Raw genomic sequence first — 18,375 nt, 5'->3', positions numbered from 1 at the left:
TTCACTGAGGGTTTATAAAAGAAAAGGCTCCTAATTAGGAGCCTTTTTTAACTAAATATTCTATATTTATAATATTTTAGTTTAAATATGGTAAAAGAGCTAAATCTACAGAGTAAGCTCCGCCGCCTACGATCCCAAGAGCGATTGCAAGTCCGATCGCTAAAACTTGGAATTCGTATCCTTCTCCTTTTTGAGCTCCGAACCAATTCATAAAAAATCCATGTTCTCTATGAACGAGAAGTGCTGCTCCAAGCATAATGAGTCCGATCGAAATTGCGGAAAAACGAGTGAGTATCCCGAGGATCAATGCGACTGAACCGAAGGATTCTCCAATGATAACTAAGAATGCGATGATACCGGGAAGACCGGCAGTTTGAGTGAAATAACCGTAGGTTCCTTTGAATCCGTAACCACCGAACCATCCCAATAGTTTTTGGGCTCCATGTGGGAAAATGACGATACCAAGGGTCAATCTTAGGATCAATGGAGCGATATCGTTGCTTGTTGCTAAAAGTGTTTCTAACATTTTGAATCTTCCTTCTATTTATTCGTTTATGAATTAATAGTTTATTCTTAAAGTATATTACTTTGAGTATGAAGTATTTCTTACAAGTTTTTTTCACTCTGGTCGCCTAAAAACCGGAAAATTTTTCAGGCAGGAACTCCTTCCCATGGTTTGAAATATTTTCTCCCTTAGCTAAAATGCAAAGAAATCCTGTTTTGAGCCGGTTTGAGGAGAGTTTCGCCTATGTTAAAATATTATTCAGTCATACAGCTATCTGGTCAGAATTTTTCTTTAAATTCAATATAACAGAATATAATCTGTTATTTCTGAGGCCCAATTTTGGGATGATTCTAATGATCTTAAGTTAGTACTTAAAAGATCAGTTTGGGAGAAGTAGATGACTGGAACGTTACAATCGATCCTATCCGCTGTATTTTTAGGATTTGTTTTGGGATTTCCTTGGTTCGCAGGAAGTTTTACCAAAAAGTATAAGTGGCTTGGATTTTTGGGCCCGGTCGTTCTATGCTACGCTTCCGGAATTATTCTTGGGAACTTGATCCCGAAAGAGTTCCTGCCAAAGGGCATTTTCGAAACCGTTTCCGAAGTTTCTATCCCGATCGCGATCCCACTTTTACTAGCTTCTTCCGATTTTTTAAAAGGGATTAAAGAAGCAAAACTCGCTTTGTTTTCCTTTTTCCTTTCCTGCATAGCGGTAACGATTGCATCAGTTTCCGTAGGGTTTTTATTCGCTTCTTTGCATCCTGAATCACCTAAGATAGGTGGAATGCTTGCTGGTTTGTATACCGGTGGAACTCCGAACTCGAATGCGATCGGTCAGGCGTTAGATACTGGAAAATCTACGATCGCACTCGTAAATACTGTGGATCTACTTGTCGGTGGATCGTATTTACTTTTTCTACTTAGCTTTTCCAAAAAAGTATATTCGTTTTTTCTAAAACCGGAGCCGGAAGTGGAATTGGGAATTTCGGAAGAAACAGAAGTTTCAGTTTCCCCTAAAAATCCTGTACTTCGTTTGGTAATTGGAATCCTACTTTCTGTGGCTGGACTCGGACTTTCTCTCGCACTATCTAATATTCTTTTCGGAACAGCCTCTGCTCCGTTTATTCTTTTAGGAATTACAACTTGGGGAATAGGGATCTCTTTTTTAAAGAAGGTGAGGAATTTAAATACGTATTCCGCAGGATATTATTTTATCTTAATATTTTCCGTAGCGATCGGATTTCTGGCCGATTTCGGAAGCTTAGTAAAAGGAGCTTCCGGAGTATTGTTTATAGTATTAGCAACGATGTCTGTTGCGATCCTTTTACATTTACTTTTCGGGATTTTATTTAGGATCCCGGTAGATACTTGGATCATTACTTCCGTTTCGAGTATTTATGGCCCCGCATTTGTTCCCTCTGTGGCAGCCGCTATCGGAAATCGTGGTGTTTTGATCCTTGGGATTTTAACAGGTCTCGTCGGATACGCAGTAGGAAATTATCTAGGCTTGGCCGTGTATTGGTTCCTGGCGAGATAAGAAAAAGAAAGCTTGCGTTGGATAATTTTCATGATTCTCTTTCCGGATGATTTCACGTTTCAACAGGTTCATAGATTGGGTCCAATTAACCGGACTCACTCAAGGTCTCAGTGACCAAGAGATACGCGCCATTCGTACCACTGGATCCACACAGTTCATAATATTTATAATCCCAACTTTTCTAGCGATACCAATTTATTTCACTGAGCCCCCTGAAACACATTTATATTCCTATTCTATGCTTACTACCTTCCTTATCGCTCTCGGGTTTGCGCGATATTTACTTACTAAGCGGAGACAGACAGCTGCAGCAGTTATGACACTTGTGGCTCTGAATTTCGAGTTTACAGTTCTCGCTGTCGCACAAGCGGATGACCCTGCACCGCTGGGATTTTTGGTCAGTTCTATTTTGCCGTTCCTGATGATTTTGCGGACTCGGACGAAAACTCTTTGGAGCCTCGTAATTCTTCCGGTCCTTTTTTTCTTGGCCTTTCAATATTATTATAGGGTATTTGGCGGGTCGGCGATATTCGGTCCTCCTAGATGGATTGTGCCTGCAGATTATCTGATGCCTCCTCTTGTTCTTTTGGTAATAGCGATGATCTCTATTATTTATCAGTTCGTAAAGGCGGTCAACAAAGCCGAGGACAAACTGTCCCAAGAACACGCTCAGTCTGAGAAACTTCTGCTTAATATTTTGCCTAGGGAAGTTGCAGATGAATTGAAGCAGAATGGGATCAGTAAACCTCGTCATTTTCCCTCCGCTACGGTTTGTTTCACTGATTTTGAAGGCTTTACTAAAATTTCCGAATCGTTAGGACCTAGCGAACTGGTCGCAGAGTTAGATCGATGTTTTTCCTATTTTGATAGTTTGATGGATCGATACAAACTTGAGAAACTCAAGACCATCGGCGACAGTTATATGTTTGTTGGAGGAATTCCAAATAGCAGCTCTACTCATGCTGTGGACTGTGTGCTCGCAGCTCTCGAGATCCAAGCATTTATGAATCAGATGAAGGAAATTAAGACATCTCAGAATCTTCCATACTGGCAGCTTCGATTGGGAATTCATTCAGGGGACTTGGTGGCAGGAGTCATCGGCGAGAAGAAGTTTGCCTATGATGTTTGGAGTGATACCGTAAATACGGCGAGCAGATGTGAATCTTCCGGTGCCACAGGTAAAATCAATATCTCAGGTGCAACCTATGCACTCGTCAAAGATTTCTTTGATTGTGAGTATCGTGGTCAAATTGCTGCAAAGCATAAGGGGAATATTGATATGTATTTTGTTCAAGGACTCTTGCCTGAATTGCATAGGGCAGGGGAGCCTAGGGTGCCAAACTCCGAATTCGAAAAACGTTACTCGGCTTTGCTATCAAACATGGAGAAGGTTAAGATAGAAAATGCCGGTTAACGAATATTTGGTCCGATTTGTTGGAGTTCAAACCCACACGATTACTTAAAGATTTTTTAATATCTCTCGGATGAGTTCGCCGGTGTCTGTGAAAGATTGTTTTTTTAAGATCTTCTCTACTTCTTTGAGAGCTGCCTTGTCCTCGAATCCGAGTTGGACCAGGGCCTGAACTGCAGTTTCTTTGAAACGATCTTCAGGAGAGGGGAGTCTTTCTTTCGCAATTTCAGGAACAGAAGGATCTTCTGAGCCTGCTTCTAAAAATAATTCTAACTTTTTCAGGTTTTGTTTTACTTCGAAAAATATTTTTTCGGAAGTTTTTGCTCGGACCTTCGGGATCTTTTCTAGCTCCTTTGCTTCTCCAGTGGAAGCGATCTTATGAAGTTCCCAAGGAGTGAAGAAGGATAATACTTTGAGTGCGGTCATTTCTCCGATTCCGTGTAGGCCCTTCATTACTTTGAAAAATTCTTTGTCTCTTTCCTGCAAAAACCCGAAAAGTTTTTGGCCTCTCTCATTGATGGAATGATGAACATGGAGCCTAATCTCTTTTCCGGAGGATTGGAGTTCTTTCAATTCCCAATATGTTTTAAAAGAAATTACGATTTCATAAGTAACTCCGTGTACATCTAAATATACGGAGCCTACTTCTAATTTGCGAATAAAACCTTGGAGACCTGAGATCATGTGTATGAGGACTTTAGAAAGTGATGCCTGCAGAGGCAATCATTTCCACAAAACCGAAGTTTTGTGTTGCTCTATCCTTGGATTTTCCGTTGGTATAGATGCTTGTTAGGTCTATATATCCGCCTTTTGCTCCGAATTCAAAGAAGAAGGATTTGAATAAGTCGATCCTAAGCGCTGAATATCCTGAAACTCCGTATCCGGAAAGGTGAAATCTGTTATTATGGCCTTCCCCGAAGAGCCGAACGTCACTTCTACAAACTACCGGGCCGGCGCCAACCGAACCCACTAAACTGAATGCATTCTCTCCGTTTGCAGAAACCCATAGTGGTGCCACATATCCTACATCTACAAATAGATAATTGAGTCCATCCGTGTGTTCGAATTTTAGGAAGTCGGGAGTGATATTGATGGTTTCTCCTCCGTGGTATCCTGCAAATTGGTTTATATTATTCGGAAATAGTAATGCATATGGAGCGGACTCGAACGAAGTGTGTAGTCTTCCATTTTCTATCGCCAATGGATCTATGTATCCGCTAATACTTGCAGCCTGTCCTCTGGACATTACATATTTCATATGGTCTTGGCCGAAAGCGATGAATAGATTATCAGTGATATAATAAGTAAATTTAAGATTATACTGCGGGATCTCCCAGAGAGAAGGGTTTAAGTAAACATCTGTAGAAAATTTTTCAGGTTTATCCCGAGCGACCACATCCTTTAAGGTGAATTGATAGCCTGGACCTTTGAAGTTAATGTCGCTTTGAGTATAAGAATCCCTGTTGTATCCCCATTGAAAAGACCAACGACCTTTTCTTTGATCTACTCTTCTTTCTTCCTTTTTAGGCTCTTCGGTCTTTTTTTGTTCTTCCGCCTTATTAACGCTTAAGGGTTGGAATTTTTCTTCTCCACCTATTGCATAAATAGAAGAAGTTGATATAAGTAATATTAAAATAACAGAATATTGTTGGATAAGGGATTTCGGCCAGAAATTCATTTTGGGGAATAGCCTCCGCGAAGCACAGTTCTATGCCAGGATTACGAAGTAATTTCGGGAGGCTATGTTTTTTCTTAAAGGCAAAATTTCAAAATCATTCCAAATCTATTCCGCTTCCGATAGTCCACGGTACAATTTTGACCCCATCCTTATTTCCCCAGGAAACTCCGTCGCTAGAGGGAGATATTCCTTTGGTGTCCGGAGAAGAAGGAAAGCTAAGCCTTTGTTTGAGGTCCAACATCGGCTCTTTTGGCAGATCATCTCCTAACGGGAATGTTCCCCAATGGATAGGTGCAAAGGATTTTGCGTTCAAATCCTTAGTAGCCAACAAAGCTTCCGTTGGTCCGATATGCGCATACTTCATGAACCATCTAGGTTTATATGCACCGATAGGAAGAAGTGCTAGGTCGATCGGCTTTCCTAAACGTCCCGAAATATTTTTGAAATGGGAAGAATAGCCAGTATCTCCCGCGAAATAAATAATTTTCCCCTGCGCTTCCAACGCATAACTTCCCCAGAAGTATTGGTTCGTATCGGAAAGCCCCATTCTACTCCAATGATGGGCAGGCATAAAGGTGATCTTCACCGAATTTTTAGATGTTACCTGGCCGAGTTCCTGAGGAATTGAAAGACCTAAATTTTCTTCTTCCGAAAAAGATTTCATACCGGAAGGAAGTAATATTTGTAAGTCCGGATTTTTGCTTCTTAGATAGCGTAAAGTATCTCGATCTAAATGGTCTCTATGAGCGTGACTGACCACTACAAAATCCACAGTTGGAAGATCTTCTTTCGGGACCGGTAGTTTTACTAATCTAGTAACGAAAGGGGGAGCCTCGAAGATAGGATCCGTTAATATGTTTACCGTTTTTCCATTTTGAGTGGATGATATCCATACTGTGGCGTGGCCGAACCAAATCACTCTGACTTTTCCTTCCGGGGCGATCAGATCTTTCGGGCTTCTTTCGAAGACAGTAGGGAGTTCGTCAGTCAATCCTTCTACCGCAGGTGGATCTTTCGGTCCCCATAATTTCCAACGTAAAATGGCCCAAGGTGACTTACCTTGTAATTCCTCGTCCGGATCCAGGTTATGATATCTTCCTTCTCTATAACTTGGGGATTTTACCCGATCCTGATCTAATGGAAAACAGAAGAAGAATGAAAGTCCTAAAACAATGGCAGATATATGGAACAATAAACTCATATTGAAGTTTTTGACCCCCCGTCGTATTTTAGGAGCCGTTTTTTTTCGAAAAACCCGGAATTCATCAATTTATTTCTATATGGAAAGACCCGGGTTTGAATTTGGAATTTTTTTTCAAACCGACCGATGTCGCTGGCCCTATCCCTTACAGGTTGCTTGCAGAAATCAGCCTTTTCACGAGTTCTATCCTAAATGGAAGCCTCTATCCAAATTCGGGAATTGCCGTTTGTTAAAAATCGGAATCTGTCTGGAGCAGTACTATTTTTATTTATCAGCTTCCATTATTTGATCCCTTTGGGACTTTTATACGGCTCGATCTCTCTTTGGTTTGCCTGGATTTTTGCAGCCGTCTTAGGGCCTGTGTCTTATACTTTTTGGAATTTGATCCACGAAAGTATTCATGGCAACTTTTCGAATGAAAGAAAGGAAAATCATTTTTGGGGAAGGCTACTTTGTATCATATTCGGGGCGCCTTATTCCGTTTTGAAATCTAGTCATTTGATGCATCATAAATTTAATCGGGAACCCGGGGATAGAATAGAATTTTATGATCCTTCTTCATCAAAACCTAGATGGATCCAAAGTCTAAATTATTATTTTAGAATAACGGTAGCAACTTATATCTTCGAAGTTGGGACAGGGCTTTTATTAGCTTTGCCTCCCAAATGGACAAGGTCGGTCTCTGAAAAATTTACGGAGTACCCGATAGAAGAAGGATTTTTTAAATGGATCTATCGTCCGGAAGTTTTGAGCGAACTTAGAAAGGATATATTTTGGATCTTAATTTTCTATATTCCTTCATTTTGGTTGTTCGGAAAGAATTGGGAATTGTTGGTATTCCTACTTTTTACTAGATCTTTTTTTATATCGTTTTTTGATAATGCGTATCATTATGGGAAAGAAATTAATGATAAAAATTCCGCCTATAATTTAACTCTACCGAAAGCGGTAAGCGTCTTTTTTCTGCATTTTAATTATCATAGAATACATCATAGATTTCCGGGATGTTCCTGGGATCGACTGCCTAGACAGATGGAGGTTAGTGGGGATACCTGGGATAAAAGTTTTATAAAGCAAGCATGGAGCCAATGGGGCGGGCTCCTAGAACCATTGGATGGAAAAAATTCTAAATAAAAAGAAAAACATATGAGAACGTTAATACAATCATTCATTCACAATAGACTCTTCATGTATTTGGGGATTATATTCATAGTCGTCGCCGGAGGATTTGCTCTCTACAATTTGCGTAGGGACGCGTTTCCAAACGTTGATATGAAACAGCTCGTAATTACCACTAAATTCCCGGGAGCTTCTCCTGCGGATGTGGAATTACGGGTAACGTATCCGATCGAAGAGAAGATCAAAGAAATCGACGGCATAGACGAGATCCGTTCCTTTTCCAGGAACTCCGTATCCGATATAGACGTGCGAGTTAGTCTGGAAGAAAAAAATCCGGAAAAAGTTTTGGATGAGATCCGAAGGGCGGTTGATAACGCGATCGCTGATTTTCCGGTCCAAGTCACCGAAAAACCTAAAATTACCGAAAGAAAATCCGGTTCTTTTCCTATCATGGATTTTTCGGTGTATGGTGGAAAGGATGAAATAGAGCTTCATTCAGTTGCCGAATTTATAGAGCTGGAATTGGAAAAGATCCCAGGGATCGCCAGAGTAGATGTATTCGGAAAACGTGATAGAGAATGGCATATTCTGGTCAACGCGGATAAGCTGAAACAATATCAATTAGATCTGTCGGATATAACAAGGACTATCAGAACTAGGAACATCAATCTTCCTGCCGGATCCGTAGATTCGGAAGACGCGTTTGATCTTCGTATTGATGGTGAATTTAAACAACCTGCTGAGATAGGAAAAATTCCAGTCCGGACAAACGATATTTTTAGTACCGTGAAGATCGGGAACCTTGCAAGAGTTGAGGATACTTTCGAATATCCTAGATTTCTTGCGATCGCGAATGGACAACAAGGGCTTATTCTTTCTGTGATCAAAAAGGAAAGAGCCGATGCGATAGAAGTCGCAAGCATGGTAGAAGCCAGGCTCAAGGAATTAGAGAAAACCTATCCGGAAGGTATCAAAACTTTCAAACTAAATGACGAGGCTAAGAGGACAAAAAACCGTTTGAATGTGGTTTCGTCTAACGCTTTGATCGGATTCTTGATCGTTTTCGGGATCTTGTTCCTATTCTTAGATTTTAGGACCGCTACACTTACATCGATGTCTTTGCCGATCTCGATGCTTATGACTTTCGCAGTGATCCCTTTTTTCGATGTGTCCTTCAATATGATCTCCATGATGGGGCTTATTATTTCTCTTGGGATGCTCGTGGATAACTCCATTGTGATCTCGGAGAATATTTATACTTATTTAGGCGAGAAGATGGATCGAGCCTCTGCGGCGCTAAAAGGAACCACCGAGATGGTGGTCCCGATCTTCGGTTCTTATCTAACTACTGTAGCAGCATTTCTTCCTATGCTATTTATGGCAGGGATCATGGGGAAATTTATCTGGCAGATCCCTCTTGTGGTGATCATCGCATTGACTGCGAGTTTGATAGAATCTTTTCTTTTCCTTCCGGCAAGGATCGCTGCATTTGCGAAAACTCCTGAAGAGTTAAGACAAACCTCAAATTTCAGAAGATCATTAGATGAGTTTTTCGGAAGAATGGAAGAAAGATTTTCCGATTTTGTGGCATTGATGATCCGAAATCGGAACAAATCCTTTTTTGGGATCATTCTGATCGTATTGGGATCTTGCGGAACCATGATGAATATGGATTTCATCCTTTTTCCAAAAGAAGATATTGAGATTTTCTTAATTAAAGCGGAATTCCCTCCTTCTTCTAGAATTTTCCAAACCAGGGAAAAAATGAAGTATATGGAAGATATACTCAAAAAAATCCCTAAAGAAGAATTGGTGAGTTATTCCACTAAGATCGGTGTACAACAGACGGATCCTGATGATCCGCTTTCTAGATTCGGAGAGAATTTAGGAGTGGTGATGGTGTACCTAACTCCGGAATCCCAACGGAAAAGAAAAGCTTCTGAAATACTAGCCTCCATCGAGAACGATATTCGAAAAACCCCTGGATTGTCCGACGTATATTTGGAAGAAATGGCGATGGCTCCTCCTATCGGGGCCCCAATCACGATCGGTGTACTTGGAAAAGATTACGAAGTTCTAAAGAAGGTTTCCGCGGATCTTCAATCCTTCTTAAAAGGGATTAAAGGTGTACATTCAGTTCGAGATGATTACCGTAACGGTCGAAAACAGATGTACATCAAGCTGGATGAAGGTTTGGAAAGTTTTACTGGAATATCTACATTCTCCGCAGCAAATTTACTTCGGACAGCGTATGACGGAGAAAGGGCCGGGAACGTTCGACAGGGAAAAACGAAAATATATTTGAGAGTAATGTACGATAAGAGCTTCCGAAAAAATCCGAATGAAGTAAGGACGATCCCACTTCGGAACAAGGCGGGGAATATCACGAATCTCGCCAAAATTTCTAAGATGGAAATACAGGATTCTCCTGAACTTCTTTCACATAGGGATTTTGAAAGAGCAATTACGGTAAACGGTGATATCAAAATCGAGTCCGGAATGACCTCTATGGAAGCGAACCAAAAAGTCGCTCAAGAATTTAAACCTCTGATCGAAAGACAGTATCCAGGTGTCTCCATCGTATTCGGTGGAGAAGAAAAGGATACCCAGAGATCCATGGCGTCACTTGGAAAGGCTGCACTCATGGCACTTTTGGGAATTTATATCATTCTTGCATTAACCCTGAAGAACGCAGTGAAACCTATTTTGATCTTAAGTACGGTTCCTTTAGGTTTCGTAGGAATTGTTGCCGGATTTATTCTTTCCGGAAAAGCATTTAGCTTTTTAGCTATGATCGGGATCATAGGTCTTGCAGGAGTTCTTGTAAACGCTTCCATTGTTCTTGTGGATTGTATTGATTCGATACAGAAATCTTCGAACGAACCATTGGATGAGATCTTACTCGAAGCTAGCCGCAGAAGATTCCGTCCGATCCTTCTGACCACATTAACTACGGTCGCGGGACTTCTTCCTACTGCATATAGTGTGGGAGGATCCGATCCTGTTTTAATTCCGATGACATTGGCATTGGGTTGGGGATTAGGATTCGGGACTTTGGGAAGTTTACTGTATGTTCCTGTTACACTTTCCGTTTTTGGCAATTTGAGAAACAAATTAGGATTTAAAACGAAACCAGTACCGAAACATCATTAAGAAATTGAGAAACTAAGGGCGCACGGAGGCCACGGAGATCGCAGAGGAAATTCTATGATCCTCCTCCGTGTTCTCTGTGAACTCTGTAGGAAACAAACTTCGCAGCTCATAAATTTAGATTTACGAAGGGCGAAGGCCTTTCGAATTCTCTTGCCTCCGTTTCCCCCCGCATCATTCTGTCCAGAAAATGGCGTACGAGCATAAGAATATCCTGGATACGGACCAGTTCACCAAAGCGGATTTGGACTTTCTCGTGGAAAGAACCAGAGAAATGGAAAGACTGGTGGAGCAAAACAAGGCCTTCGGAATTTTAGAAGGTAAACTTCTGGCTTCTTTATTCTTCGAAGCCTCTACAAGGACCAGGCTTTCCTTCGAAGCTGCGATGGAAAGGTTGGGGGGAAGAGTAATTTCCACAGTAGGATTTCAATTCTCTTCTATCTCTAAGGGGGAGACATTGTACGACACCATGAAAATGGTGGAAGCTTATGCGGACATCGCAGTGATCCGTCACCCTGTAGAAGGATCTTCTAGGATAGCAGCCGGAGCAGTAAAAATCCCGGTTATTAATGCAGGAGACGGAGCAGGGCAACACCCGACTCAAGCGCTACTGGACTTATATACGATCATTTCCGAAAAAGGAAAACTCGACGGACTCACACTTGCGTTTATCGGAGATTTGAAATACGGAAGAACGATACATAGCTTGATCAATCTTCTCCGCCATTATAAAGTTCATCTCTATCTCATTTCTCCTCCTGAACTTTCTCTACCTGAGTCTTATAAAAAAGGGCTCGAGGGATTTCCGATCACATTCGAAGAGTCGGATGATATCAAAAAAGTTTGGGAATGTGATATCGCTTACGTGACCAGGATCCAGGAAGAAAGATTTCCGGATCATAAGGAATACGAAAGACTTAAAGAATCCTTTAAATTGAATAAAGAATTAATTCTTGCTTCTAAAAAAGAGACAACAGTGCTTCATCCTCTTCCTAGAGTAAATGAGCTCTCTACGGATGTGGATGATCTTCCGAATGCGGCTTACTTTCGCCAGGCGAAATATGGAGTGGTCAGTCGAATGACCCTGCTTTGTCTTTCCTTAGGTGTGAAATTCTAAAGGATAGAATGGAACGTAAGATCTGGACATACGAAGACGCTCGCAAAATTTTGCCCTATGTCAGATCCATTACGGAAGAATTTTATGAGTCTGTCGGAAAAGTTCACAAAGAACTAAAAAGCGGGCTCTACCAAGAAAACGAACAGGAAGCTAAGGAAGCAAAAGTAGAATGGCTTTTGACTGAATGGTCTTCTAAGGTTCGAGAACTTGGGATTGAAGTGAAAGGCCTTTGGCTTGTGGACTTCGATAATGGAAAAGGTTATTATTGTTGGCATCTGGGAGAAGAAGATCTTCTTTTCGAACACGGATACGACGAAGGTTTTGCAGGACGCAAGCCGATCGAGAACATAGACGAGGATTACGAATAATTAATATGGCAAATATAAACGAAAATTACCTGAAATTAAAAGCCGGATATCTTTTTCCGGAGATCGGAAGAAGAGTAAAAGTTTATTCCGAAAAAAATCCTTCCGCTAAGATCATTCGACTCGGGATCGGGGATGTGACTCTTCCTTTAGCGCCATCCGTTGTAGACGCTTTGATTTCTTCTTCCAAAGAAATGGGAACAGCTGAAGGTTTTCACGGATACGGTCCGGAGCAAGGTTATTCTTTTCTATTAAAAGCGATTGCTGATAACGATTATGCTCCTCTCGGAGTAAAATTGGACGAAAGCGAAATTTTCGTATCCGACGGATCCAAATGTGATTGCGGGAACATCCAAGAAATTTTCTCCCAGGACGCAAAGATCGCGATCGGAGATCCAGTATATCCGGTTTACGTAGATACAAACGTGATGGCAGGAAGGACTGGAGAAGCCGGCCCTGATGGAAGATATACAAACCTGATCTATATGCCTTCCACAAAAGAAAACGGTTTCCAGCCTGATTTTCCGAAAGAAAGACCGGACCTAATCTATTTATGTTTTCCGAATAATCCGACCGGAACAGTAGCTTCCAAAGAATCTCTCAAGGCTTGGGTAGAATACGCTAAGAAAAATAATAGTATCATTCTTTACGATTCTGCATACGAAGCGTTTATCTCCGAGCCTGGAGTTCCTCGTTCCATTTACGAAGTGGAAGGAGCAAGAGAAGTTGCGATCGAATTCCGTTCCTTCTCCAAAACCGCAGGATTTACCGGATTACGTTGTGCATACATTGTGATCCCTAAAGAATTGAAGGGAAAAACCAAAGACGGACAAGAAGTTTCCATCGGACAACTTTGGAGCAGAAGACATACTACTAAGTTCAACGGAGTCTCGTACGTAACCCAAAAAGCAGCAGAAGCGATCTATTCTCCTCAAGGGAAAAAAGAGATCAGAGCGAGCATCGATGCCTACATGAGTAACGCAAAAGCGATCCGAGAGGGACTCATCAAGGCAGGATACGAAGTATTCGGAGGGGTGAACGCTCCTTATATTTGGCTCAAGACCCCGAATAATCTCAGCTCTTGGGATTTTTTCGATCATCTTTTAGACAAGGCACAGGTTGTCGGAACTCCTGGTTCCGGATTCGGACCTGCTGGAGAGGGATATTTCAGACTTTCCGCCTTTGGCAAAAAAGACGATGTAACCGAGGCGATCCGCCGCATCAGCGCTCTTTAATCCCCAACAACAATGGTTTCGCACAGAGGCCACTGAGAGCACAGAGAATTACGAGTGTGTAGGAACTCCTACTGCAACAGTAATTCCGTGTTCTCTGTGAACTCGGTGAGAAATGAAACCTCTGAAGCTTTTTTCCCAAAAAAAAGAGAATATACATTTTCTAACCCTGCCGATAGACTACTAGTAGGGAAAGCTATGGGTTCGAAATATACACGCATTCTTCTTTTATTATTCGTTGCGGCTCCGATCTTATTCACGGATAGAGCGCATGCAGTTTCGCCGGACCAGACAAATCTTGCGATCCTGATCGATGAGAATAAGATCAATCTGAAATTCATCAATATTTGTATCAGCAATTTGGCCCCTCCTATGGAAGAGGGAAGCGGTCCTAAATCCCAGGCGGGTGTGGCAACTGCCGCAGAAAATGCTCAATCTGGCCAAGGACAAAAACCTGCCTCTAGCCAGGATGAACTTTTCAAAAAGCTGAATGGAATCGACAATTACCGCTCTTTCAAGAAGGCAAACCAAGCTGACTTTAACGGAAATATGTGGTATTTCCAAAGTAATTACAGCCTATCTTATAAAAATCTAAAGTCGGCGCAAGGGGAGATGAAAGATATCTTCCAAGTGGTCCATGAAAATTATATCAGGACAGCAAGAGTGCTTTTAGAAGCCGCTTCTCCTATGATCATTCGCTCCAATGATAAGATCGCTCAACATCTATTAAAATTGGGATTCAGGGATCTAAAATCTTCCGAGGACAGTTTTACAAGCGCATACAATTCTTCTCCATATCAATATAGAGTAAAATTGGTTTTATTCGGAGAAGGGATCAAGATCGCAAGAAGAGCCAGAAGATTCGCGATCCTTTCCATGATCGCAGCAAAAACTCCGAATGACGATAAACACGAATTTCAATTTGTGAATTTGGACGAAGTTCGTAACGCTGCAGAAAAAGAGAATATTTCCGATTACGATCGAATTAGAAACACTCTTATCGATTATATAGACAATGAATTATTAAGCCAAAAGATCGCTCCGCCGGGAGAAGGAAAAGACAATCCGATCGATCTTCTGGAAGTTCATGATGATAATTACAGTTTTATCACGAACGCAAGGGTTTCTTTTTTAGAAAAAAGTAATGAAGAGATCCGATCAGACGATATCAATAAGAACGAAGCTCTTCCTCCTGTACCTAAGCCTGGAGGATCCAACTAATGGATCTGCCTACTCCTGCTGAGATCACTTCTCTCAGAATGAAAGGGGGAAGGTTCTGGAAATGGGTCCTTATCTGTACTGGGCTCATTTTTGCGATGGTTGCTTGGCAAGGGATCTATTCTTCCCAATCGAACCAAGGTTTTAGAGAAAGAAAAAAATCGGCAGATTCCAAGGTCCGCATCTTAAGAGAGATCGGGACTACGTTCGATTCAGTAGAGCTTAAAAAAGATCTACAAAAAATAGAATCTTATTCCGCAGACCTGCATTCAGCATCCAAAGTTGGGAACGCTCAGGAAAAATCAGATTCACTTGCCATCTTAGAAAAAGCACTTCCGGATTCTATGAAACGTTGGTCCGAATTCGCAGAAAATTCTTCAGATAAACTTCTCCAGCATGTAGCGAAAGAATCCCGGTTCTTGAAAATGGGATCCGAAGATAGACATCCTCTAACTGCTAAAGAAGAAGAAAAAGCCAACGATTATTTCAGAATGGCCAGAGAAGAATGGTTATCCGGAAACAAATTCCGTAGGGACGGAAACAATCTATACGCGCTCGTTTTATATAAAAGATCTCTAAAATACTCCCTATCCAGCTTGAAAGTATCCAAACTTCCATATCCGGACGAATACAAAACCGCCGCCACCCGCCTAGTTAAGTAGATTTTATTTCGCACAGAGCTCACTGAGATCACAGAGTTTCTTATCACTCAAAGCTCTCTCACGTTCTCTGTGCGCCAAAAAACTTAGTACCATATGGAAAAAAGTAGAGGAATTTTCCGGCTTAGGCTTCAAAAGAAGTCATTCCGGAGGAAAAAGTCCTCCTTCTCACCATGAGAATCGAAGTCTTATATAAATTTTTTCTTTATAGTCCTACAAGTCATCTTCCGGTTTGGGAGGAAGGTCCCGGTCTACTCGGACTTCTTCCTAAAGAAAGAGTGCTTATGGAATTGGCGGATCTTAGCGCCTCTGAGAGAGAATTTAGTCGTATTCCGGAAGAGTTTCTGATCCGAGAAATTCCAGAGTCCTTACTTTCTTTTTTCCAAAAACAAAGAACAATTCCTGTTCTAAATCCGTTGGGAGAAAAACTGGAAGACTGGGATAAACCCAGATTTTTAGCGGAACTTAGCAGATCGTCTTGGATGGCAAAAGAGCCTGAAAAACCGAAGGCAACTCCTCAAAAAACGGAAGAAGAGAAAGCGAAACAAAGCCAATGGTTTATGGAAGTTCTTCTCCAAAACTTCCCCGATGGATTGCTTGCTACCGATCTAGATGGGCATACAGTATTTTATAACGAAACATTCGAACAAGAGATCCTGGTCAAAAAATGGTTTCGAGACAGTATTCTTCAGGCAGAGAAATTGCTGAAAGAAATGTCCAAAGAGTTACTCGGGAATTATTTAAAAACCCATGAACTCAGATTGGAAGAAGGAAAACTTTCAGTTCAGACCTATCTTCCGGACCTGGATTCTATCGTTCGAGTTTCCGTCTTAAAACAAAAAGGAAAACCTTTAGGATACTTATATCATTTCTCTCCTGCATCCGCTAAACTAAATAGCCAAGATGGGGAAGGGATGGAATTCCCTTCCGTAACCGAAGCATTCAACCAGAAACTTCCACTCGAAACGATCCTAAAAGAAGTGGAAGGAAGTTATATTTATCATACCTTAAAAAGAAACCAAGAGAACGTATCTCATGCTGCATTGGATCTGGGAGTTCCTAGAACCACATTACAGAATCGGATTAAGTTTTTAGATCTAACCAGTAAGTTTAAATTGAACAAGGATCAGCCGATTCCTCGTAAAAAGACAGGAAAACCGAATCTTCCTAAAAAGGTCGCTCCGACTGTAAATAAACCATCTGTAGCGGAATCTAAGCCGAAACAGGCTGCGAAAAAAAAGCAGGTTGTTTCTAAGAAAAAGGCACCGTCTAAAAAAAGGACAAAGCAGAAATAAAATCATTGACAGAGCTTATAATCTGGAAATAGTCCACATTAAGAGCCGACCCTTGCCCCTCTTCGAGCCAATCGCTCGTTTGAAAAAAATAAGGTTCCTCGGTCGCTTAAAAAGAACCGAATAATCCGGATCCTCAAAACCCGCTCTTAATCGAATAAAAAAGAATACAGGAAGGTCCTCCTTCCAAATCCAATAACGGTATTCCATGGCCAACCCAAGACGAGACTCCAAGCCCAGAAACAACTACCAAAACAACAATAACGACGTGCAAAACGACAATAACGAAGAAGAACCGAATTTACCGGAAGATGATCCGGAAACAGCGGAGATCCGTTCCAGAAAAAGACGTCGTGGTTCCTACGAAGGACCTACACCAGCTCCTATCGATCTGGTAGCCCTCAAAAAGACATCCATTGCCGAACTTATAGAAGTCGCTAAAAACCTAGGCGTGGAGAACACAGGCGGGCTAAAAAAGCAAAACTTAATATTCGCCATCCTACAAGCCCAAGCCGAAAGAGAAGGCCAAGTGCATGCAGCCGGGGTTATGGAAAGACTTCCGGATGGATACGGGTTCTTACGTTCCCCGGATTATAACTATGTTCCGGGGCCGGATGATATTTACGTATCTCCTTCTCAAATTAAATTATTCGGGCTTCGCACTGGAGATACGGTCGAAGGTCAGATCCGTCCTCCGAAAGAATCGGAAAGATTTTTCGCGATGCTTCGTGTGGAAACTGTCAACGGATACACTCCTGACGTAGCCAGCAAACGTGCGTTATTCGACAACTTAACTCCGTTATATCCGAATGAAAGATTGAGAATGGAACATGATCCTTCTCAGTTAGATACAAGGATCGTGGATTTAATGTGCCCGATCGGAAAAGGACAAAGAGCTCTAATCGTAGCTCCTCCTAGAACCGGTAAAACCATCCTGATGCAGAATGTCGCAAACGCGATTACAAGCAACCATCCGGAAGTTACACTCATCGTTCTACTCATAGACGAGCGTCCGGAAGAAGTAACAGACATGGCCCGTAATGTTCGAGGAGAAGTAGTATCTTCTACATTCGACGAACCTGCTACCCGCCACGTTCAGGTCGCAGAAATGGTGATCGAAAAGGCAAAAAGACTCGTGGAACACGGAAGAGATGTGGTCATTCTACTCGACTCCATCACCCGTCTTGCTCGCGCTTATAACCAGGTCATTCCTACTTCCGGAAAAATACTCTCCGGTGGGGTGGACTCCAACGCACTTCATAAGCCTAAAAGATTTTTCGGGGCAGCTCGAAATATAGAAGAAGGCGGATCTTTGACGATTATCGCGACAGCACTTGTGGACACCGGATCCAAAATGGACGAGGTGATCTTCGAAGAGTTCAAGGGAACAGGTAATATGGAGATCCATTTGGACAGAAAACTCTCTGACAAACGGATTTTCCCTGCGATCGATATCAATAAGTCCGGAACCAGAAAAGAGGAGCTCCTACTACCTAAGGAAACCCTCCAGAAGGTCTTTGTGCTTCGAAAAGTGCTTTCTCCCATGAGCATCACAGAAAGCATGGAATTATTACTCGAGAAGATGAGACAGTCTAAGACTAACGAGAGCTTCTTGGGCAGCATGAACGCCTAATAAGATTTTGGAAAAGGGGACAACATGAAAACAGACATTCATCCTAAATACGCTGACGCCAAAATTCGCTGTGCTTGTGGGGCGGTATACGAGACTCGCACTACGGTCGGAGACATCCACGTGGAAATTTGCTCCAACTGCCACCCATACTTCACCGGAAAATCCAAAATTCTGGATACAACTGGTCGAGTAGACAAGTTCAAGAAAAAATACAAAATCTCTTAATCGAGGTTTTAGGCTCGGGGCGTCCCCTTCGCA

At 41.9% G+C, this 18,375-nt stretch carries 16 protein-coding genes; 12 read left to right on the top strand and 4 right to left on the bottom strand.

The window, feature by feature from the left end; translation table 11 throughout:
* Window positions 1-76 precede the first annotated feature (76 nt).
* Window positions 77-526, bottom strand: coding sequence for a DoxX family protein (locus EHQ64_RS02755; RefSeq protein ID WP_135647974.1), 450 nt, complete (start codon window positions 524-526; stop codon window positions 77-79).
* Window positions 527-902: 376 nt separating this feature from the next.
* Here EHQ64_RS02755 and EHQ64_RS02750 point away from each other — a divergent pair, with 376 nt between their 5' ends.
* Together EHQ64_RS02750 and EHQ64_RS02745 are read left to right on the top strand one after the other, a co-directional pair.
* Window positions 903-2,042: a DUF819 family protein gene (locus EHQ64_RS02750; protein ID WP_135647973.1), complete on the top strand. Its 1,140-nt coding sequence runs from the start codon at window positions 903-905 to the stop codon at window positions 2,040-2,042.
* Window positions 2,043-2,088: 46 nt separating this feature from the next.
* Window positions 2,089-3,456 (top strand): adenylate/guanylate cyclase domain-containing protein, encoded by a 1,368-nt coding sequence (locus EHQ64_RS02745; protein ID WP_135647972.1) that lies wholly within the window; start codon window positions 2,089-2,091, stop codon window positions 3,454-3,456.
* Window positions 3,457-3,501: 45 nt separating this feature from the next.
* Here the strand turns inward: EHQ64_RS02745 and ruvA are convergent, their stop codons facing one another.
* The 3 genes from ruvA to EHQ64_RS02730 form a co-directional block, all read right to left on the bottom strand.
* On the bottom strand, window positions 3,502-4,137 hold the full coding sequence (gene ruvA / locus EHQ64_RS02740; protein ID WP_167882342.1) for a Holliday junction branch migration protein RuvA: 636 nt from the start codon (window positions 4,135-4,137) through the stop codon (window positions 3,502-3,504).
* 13 nt (window positions 4,138-4,150) lie between these two features.
* Window positions 4,151-5,059 carry a hypothetical protein gene (locus tag EHQ64_RS02735; protein WP_425460386.1) on the bottom strand — a complete coding sequence of 303 codons (909 nt, stop codon included), beginning with the start codon at window positions 5,057-5,059 and terminating at the stop codon, window positions 4,151-4,153.
* Window positions 5,060-5,225: 166 nt separating this feature from the next.
* Window positions 5,226-6,332 (bottom strand): MBL fold metallo-hydrolase, encoded by a 1,107-nt coding sequence (locus EHQ64_RS02730; RefSeq protein ID WP_210410805.1) that lies wholly within the window; start codon window positions 6,330-6,332, stop codon window positions 5,226-5,228.
* A 192-nt stretch (window positions 6,333-6,524) separates the two neighbouring features.
* Here EHQ64_RS02730 and EHQ64_RS02725 point away from each other — a divergent pair, with 192 nt between their 5' ends.
* From EHQ64_RS02725 to rpmE, 10 genes are all read left to right on the top strand, one after another.
* Window positions 6,525-7,466: a fatty acid desaturase family protein gene (locus EHQ64_RS02725; RefSeq protein ID WP_135647968.1), complete on the top strand. Its 942-nt coding sequence runs from the start codon at window positions 6,525-6,527 to the stop codon at window positions 7,464-7,466.
* Window positions 7,467-7,478: 12 nt separating this feature from the next.
* Complete coding sequence (locus tag EHQ64_RS02720) at window positions 7,479-10,604, top strand: efflux RND transporter permease subunit (RefSeq protein ID WP_135647967.1); 3,126 nt, start codon at window positions 7,479-7,481, stop codon at window positions 10,602-10,604.
* A gap of 187 nt (window positions 10,605-10,791) precedes the next feature.
* Window positions 10,792-11,718 carry an aspartate carbamoyltransferase gene (pyrB, locus tag EHQ64_RS02715; RefSeq protein ID WP_135647966.1) on the top strand — a complete coding sequence of 309 codons (927 nt, stop codon included), beginning with the start codon at window positions 10,792-10,794 and terminating at the stop codon, window positions 11,716-11,718.
* Between the two features lie 8 nt (window positions 11,719-11,726).
* The gene (locus EHQ64_RS02710) at window positions 11,727-12,086 is read left to right on the top strand and encodes a DUF2203 domain-containing protein (protein WP_135647965.1); all 360 of its coding nucleotides are present in this window, start codon (window positions 11,727-11,729) and stop codon (window positions 12,084-12,086) included.
* Between the two features lie 5 nt (window positions 12,087-12,091).
* Complete coding sequence (locus EHQ64_RS02705; RefSeq protein ID WP_135647964.1) at window positions 12,092-13,318, top strand: LL-diaminopimelate aminotransferase; 1,227 nt, start codon at window positions 12,092-12,094, stop codon at window positions 13,316-13,318.
* 216 nt (window positions 13,319-13,534) lie between these two features.
* Window positions 13,535-14,536, top strand: coding sequence for an adhesin OmpL37 family surface protein (locus tag EHQ64_RS02700; protein ID WP_425460385.1), 1,002 nt, complete (start codon window positions 13,535-13,537; stop codon window positions 14,534-14,536).
* Window positions 14,536-15,195 carry a PROCN domain protein gene (locus tag EHQ64_RS02695; protein WP_135647962.1) on the top strand — a complete coding sequence of 220 codons (660 nt, stop codon included), beginning with the start codon at window positions 14,536-14,538 and terminating at the stop codon, window positions 15,193-15,195. The genes EHQ64_RS02700 and EHQ64_RS02695 overlap by 1 nt, the downstream gene beginning before the upstream one ends.
* 170 nt (window positions 15,196-15,365) lie before the next feature.
* Window positions 15,366-16,487 carry a PAS domain-containing protein gene (locus EHQ64_RS02690; protein WP_135647961.1) on the top strand — a complete coding sequence of 374 codons (1,122 nt, stop codon included), beginning with the start codon at window positions 15,366-15,368 and terminating at the stop codon, window positions 16,485-16,487.
* Window positions 16,488-16,692: 205 nt separating this feature from the next.
* A complete protein-coding gene (rho, locus tag EHQ64_RS02685; protein WP_135647960.1) occupies window positions 16,693-18,117 on the top strand; it encodes a transcription termination factor Rho in 1,425 nt (474 codons plus the stop codon).
* A 24-nt stretch (window positions 18,118-18,141) separates the two neighbouring features.
* The gene (gene rpmE, locus EHQ64_RS02680) at window positions 18,142-18,342 is read left to right on the top strand and encodes a 50S ribosomal protein L31 (protein WP_008592280.1); all 201 of its coding nucleotides are present in this window, start codon (window positions 18,142-18,144) and stop codon (window positions 18,340-18,342) included.
* Window positions 18,343-18,375: the final 33 nt, after the last annotated feature.

The sequence above is a fragment of the Leptospira sarikeiensis genome (genome assembly GCF_004769615.1).
In the GTDB taxonomy this organism is placed as follows: Bacteria; Spirochaetota; Leptospiria; order Leptospirales; family Leptospiraceae; genus Leptospira_B; species Leptospira_B sarikeiensis.
Note: the sequence above shows the minus strand (reverse complement) of the source record. Positions and strands in the feature narration are given on the sequence as shown.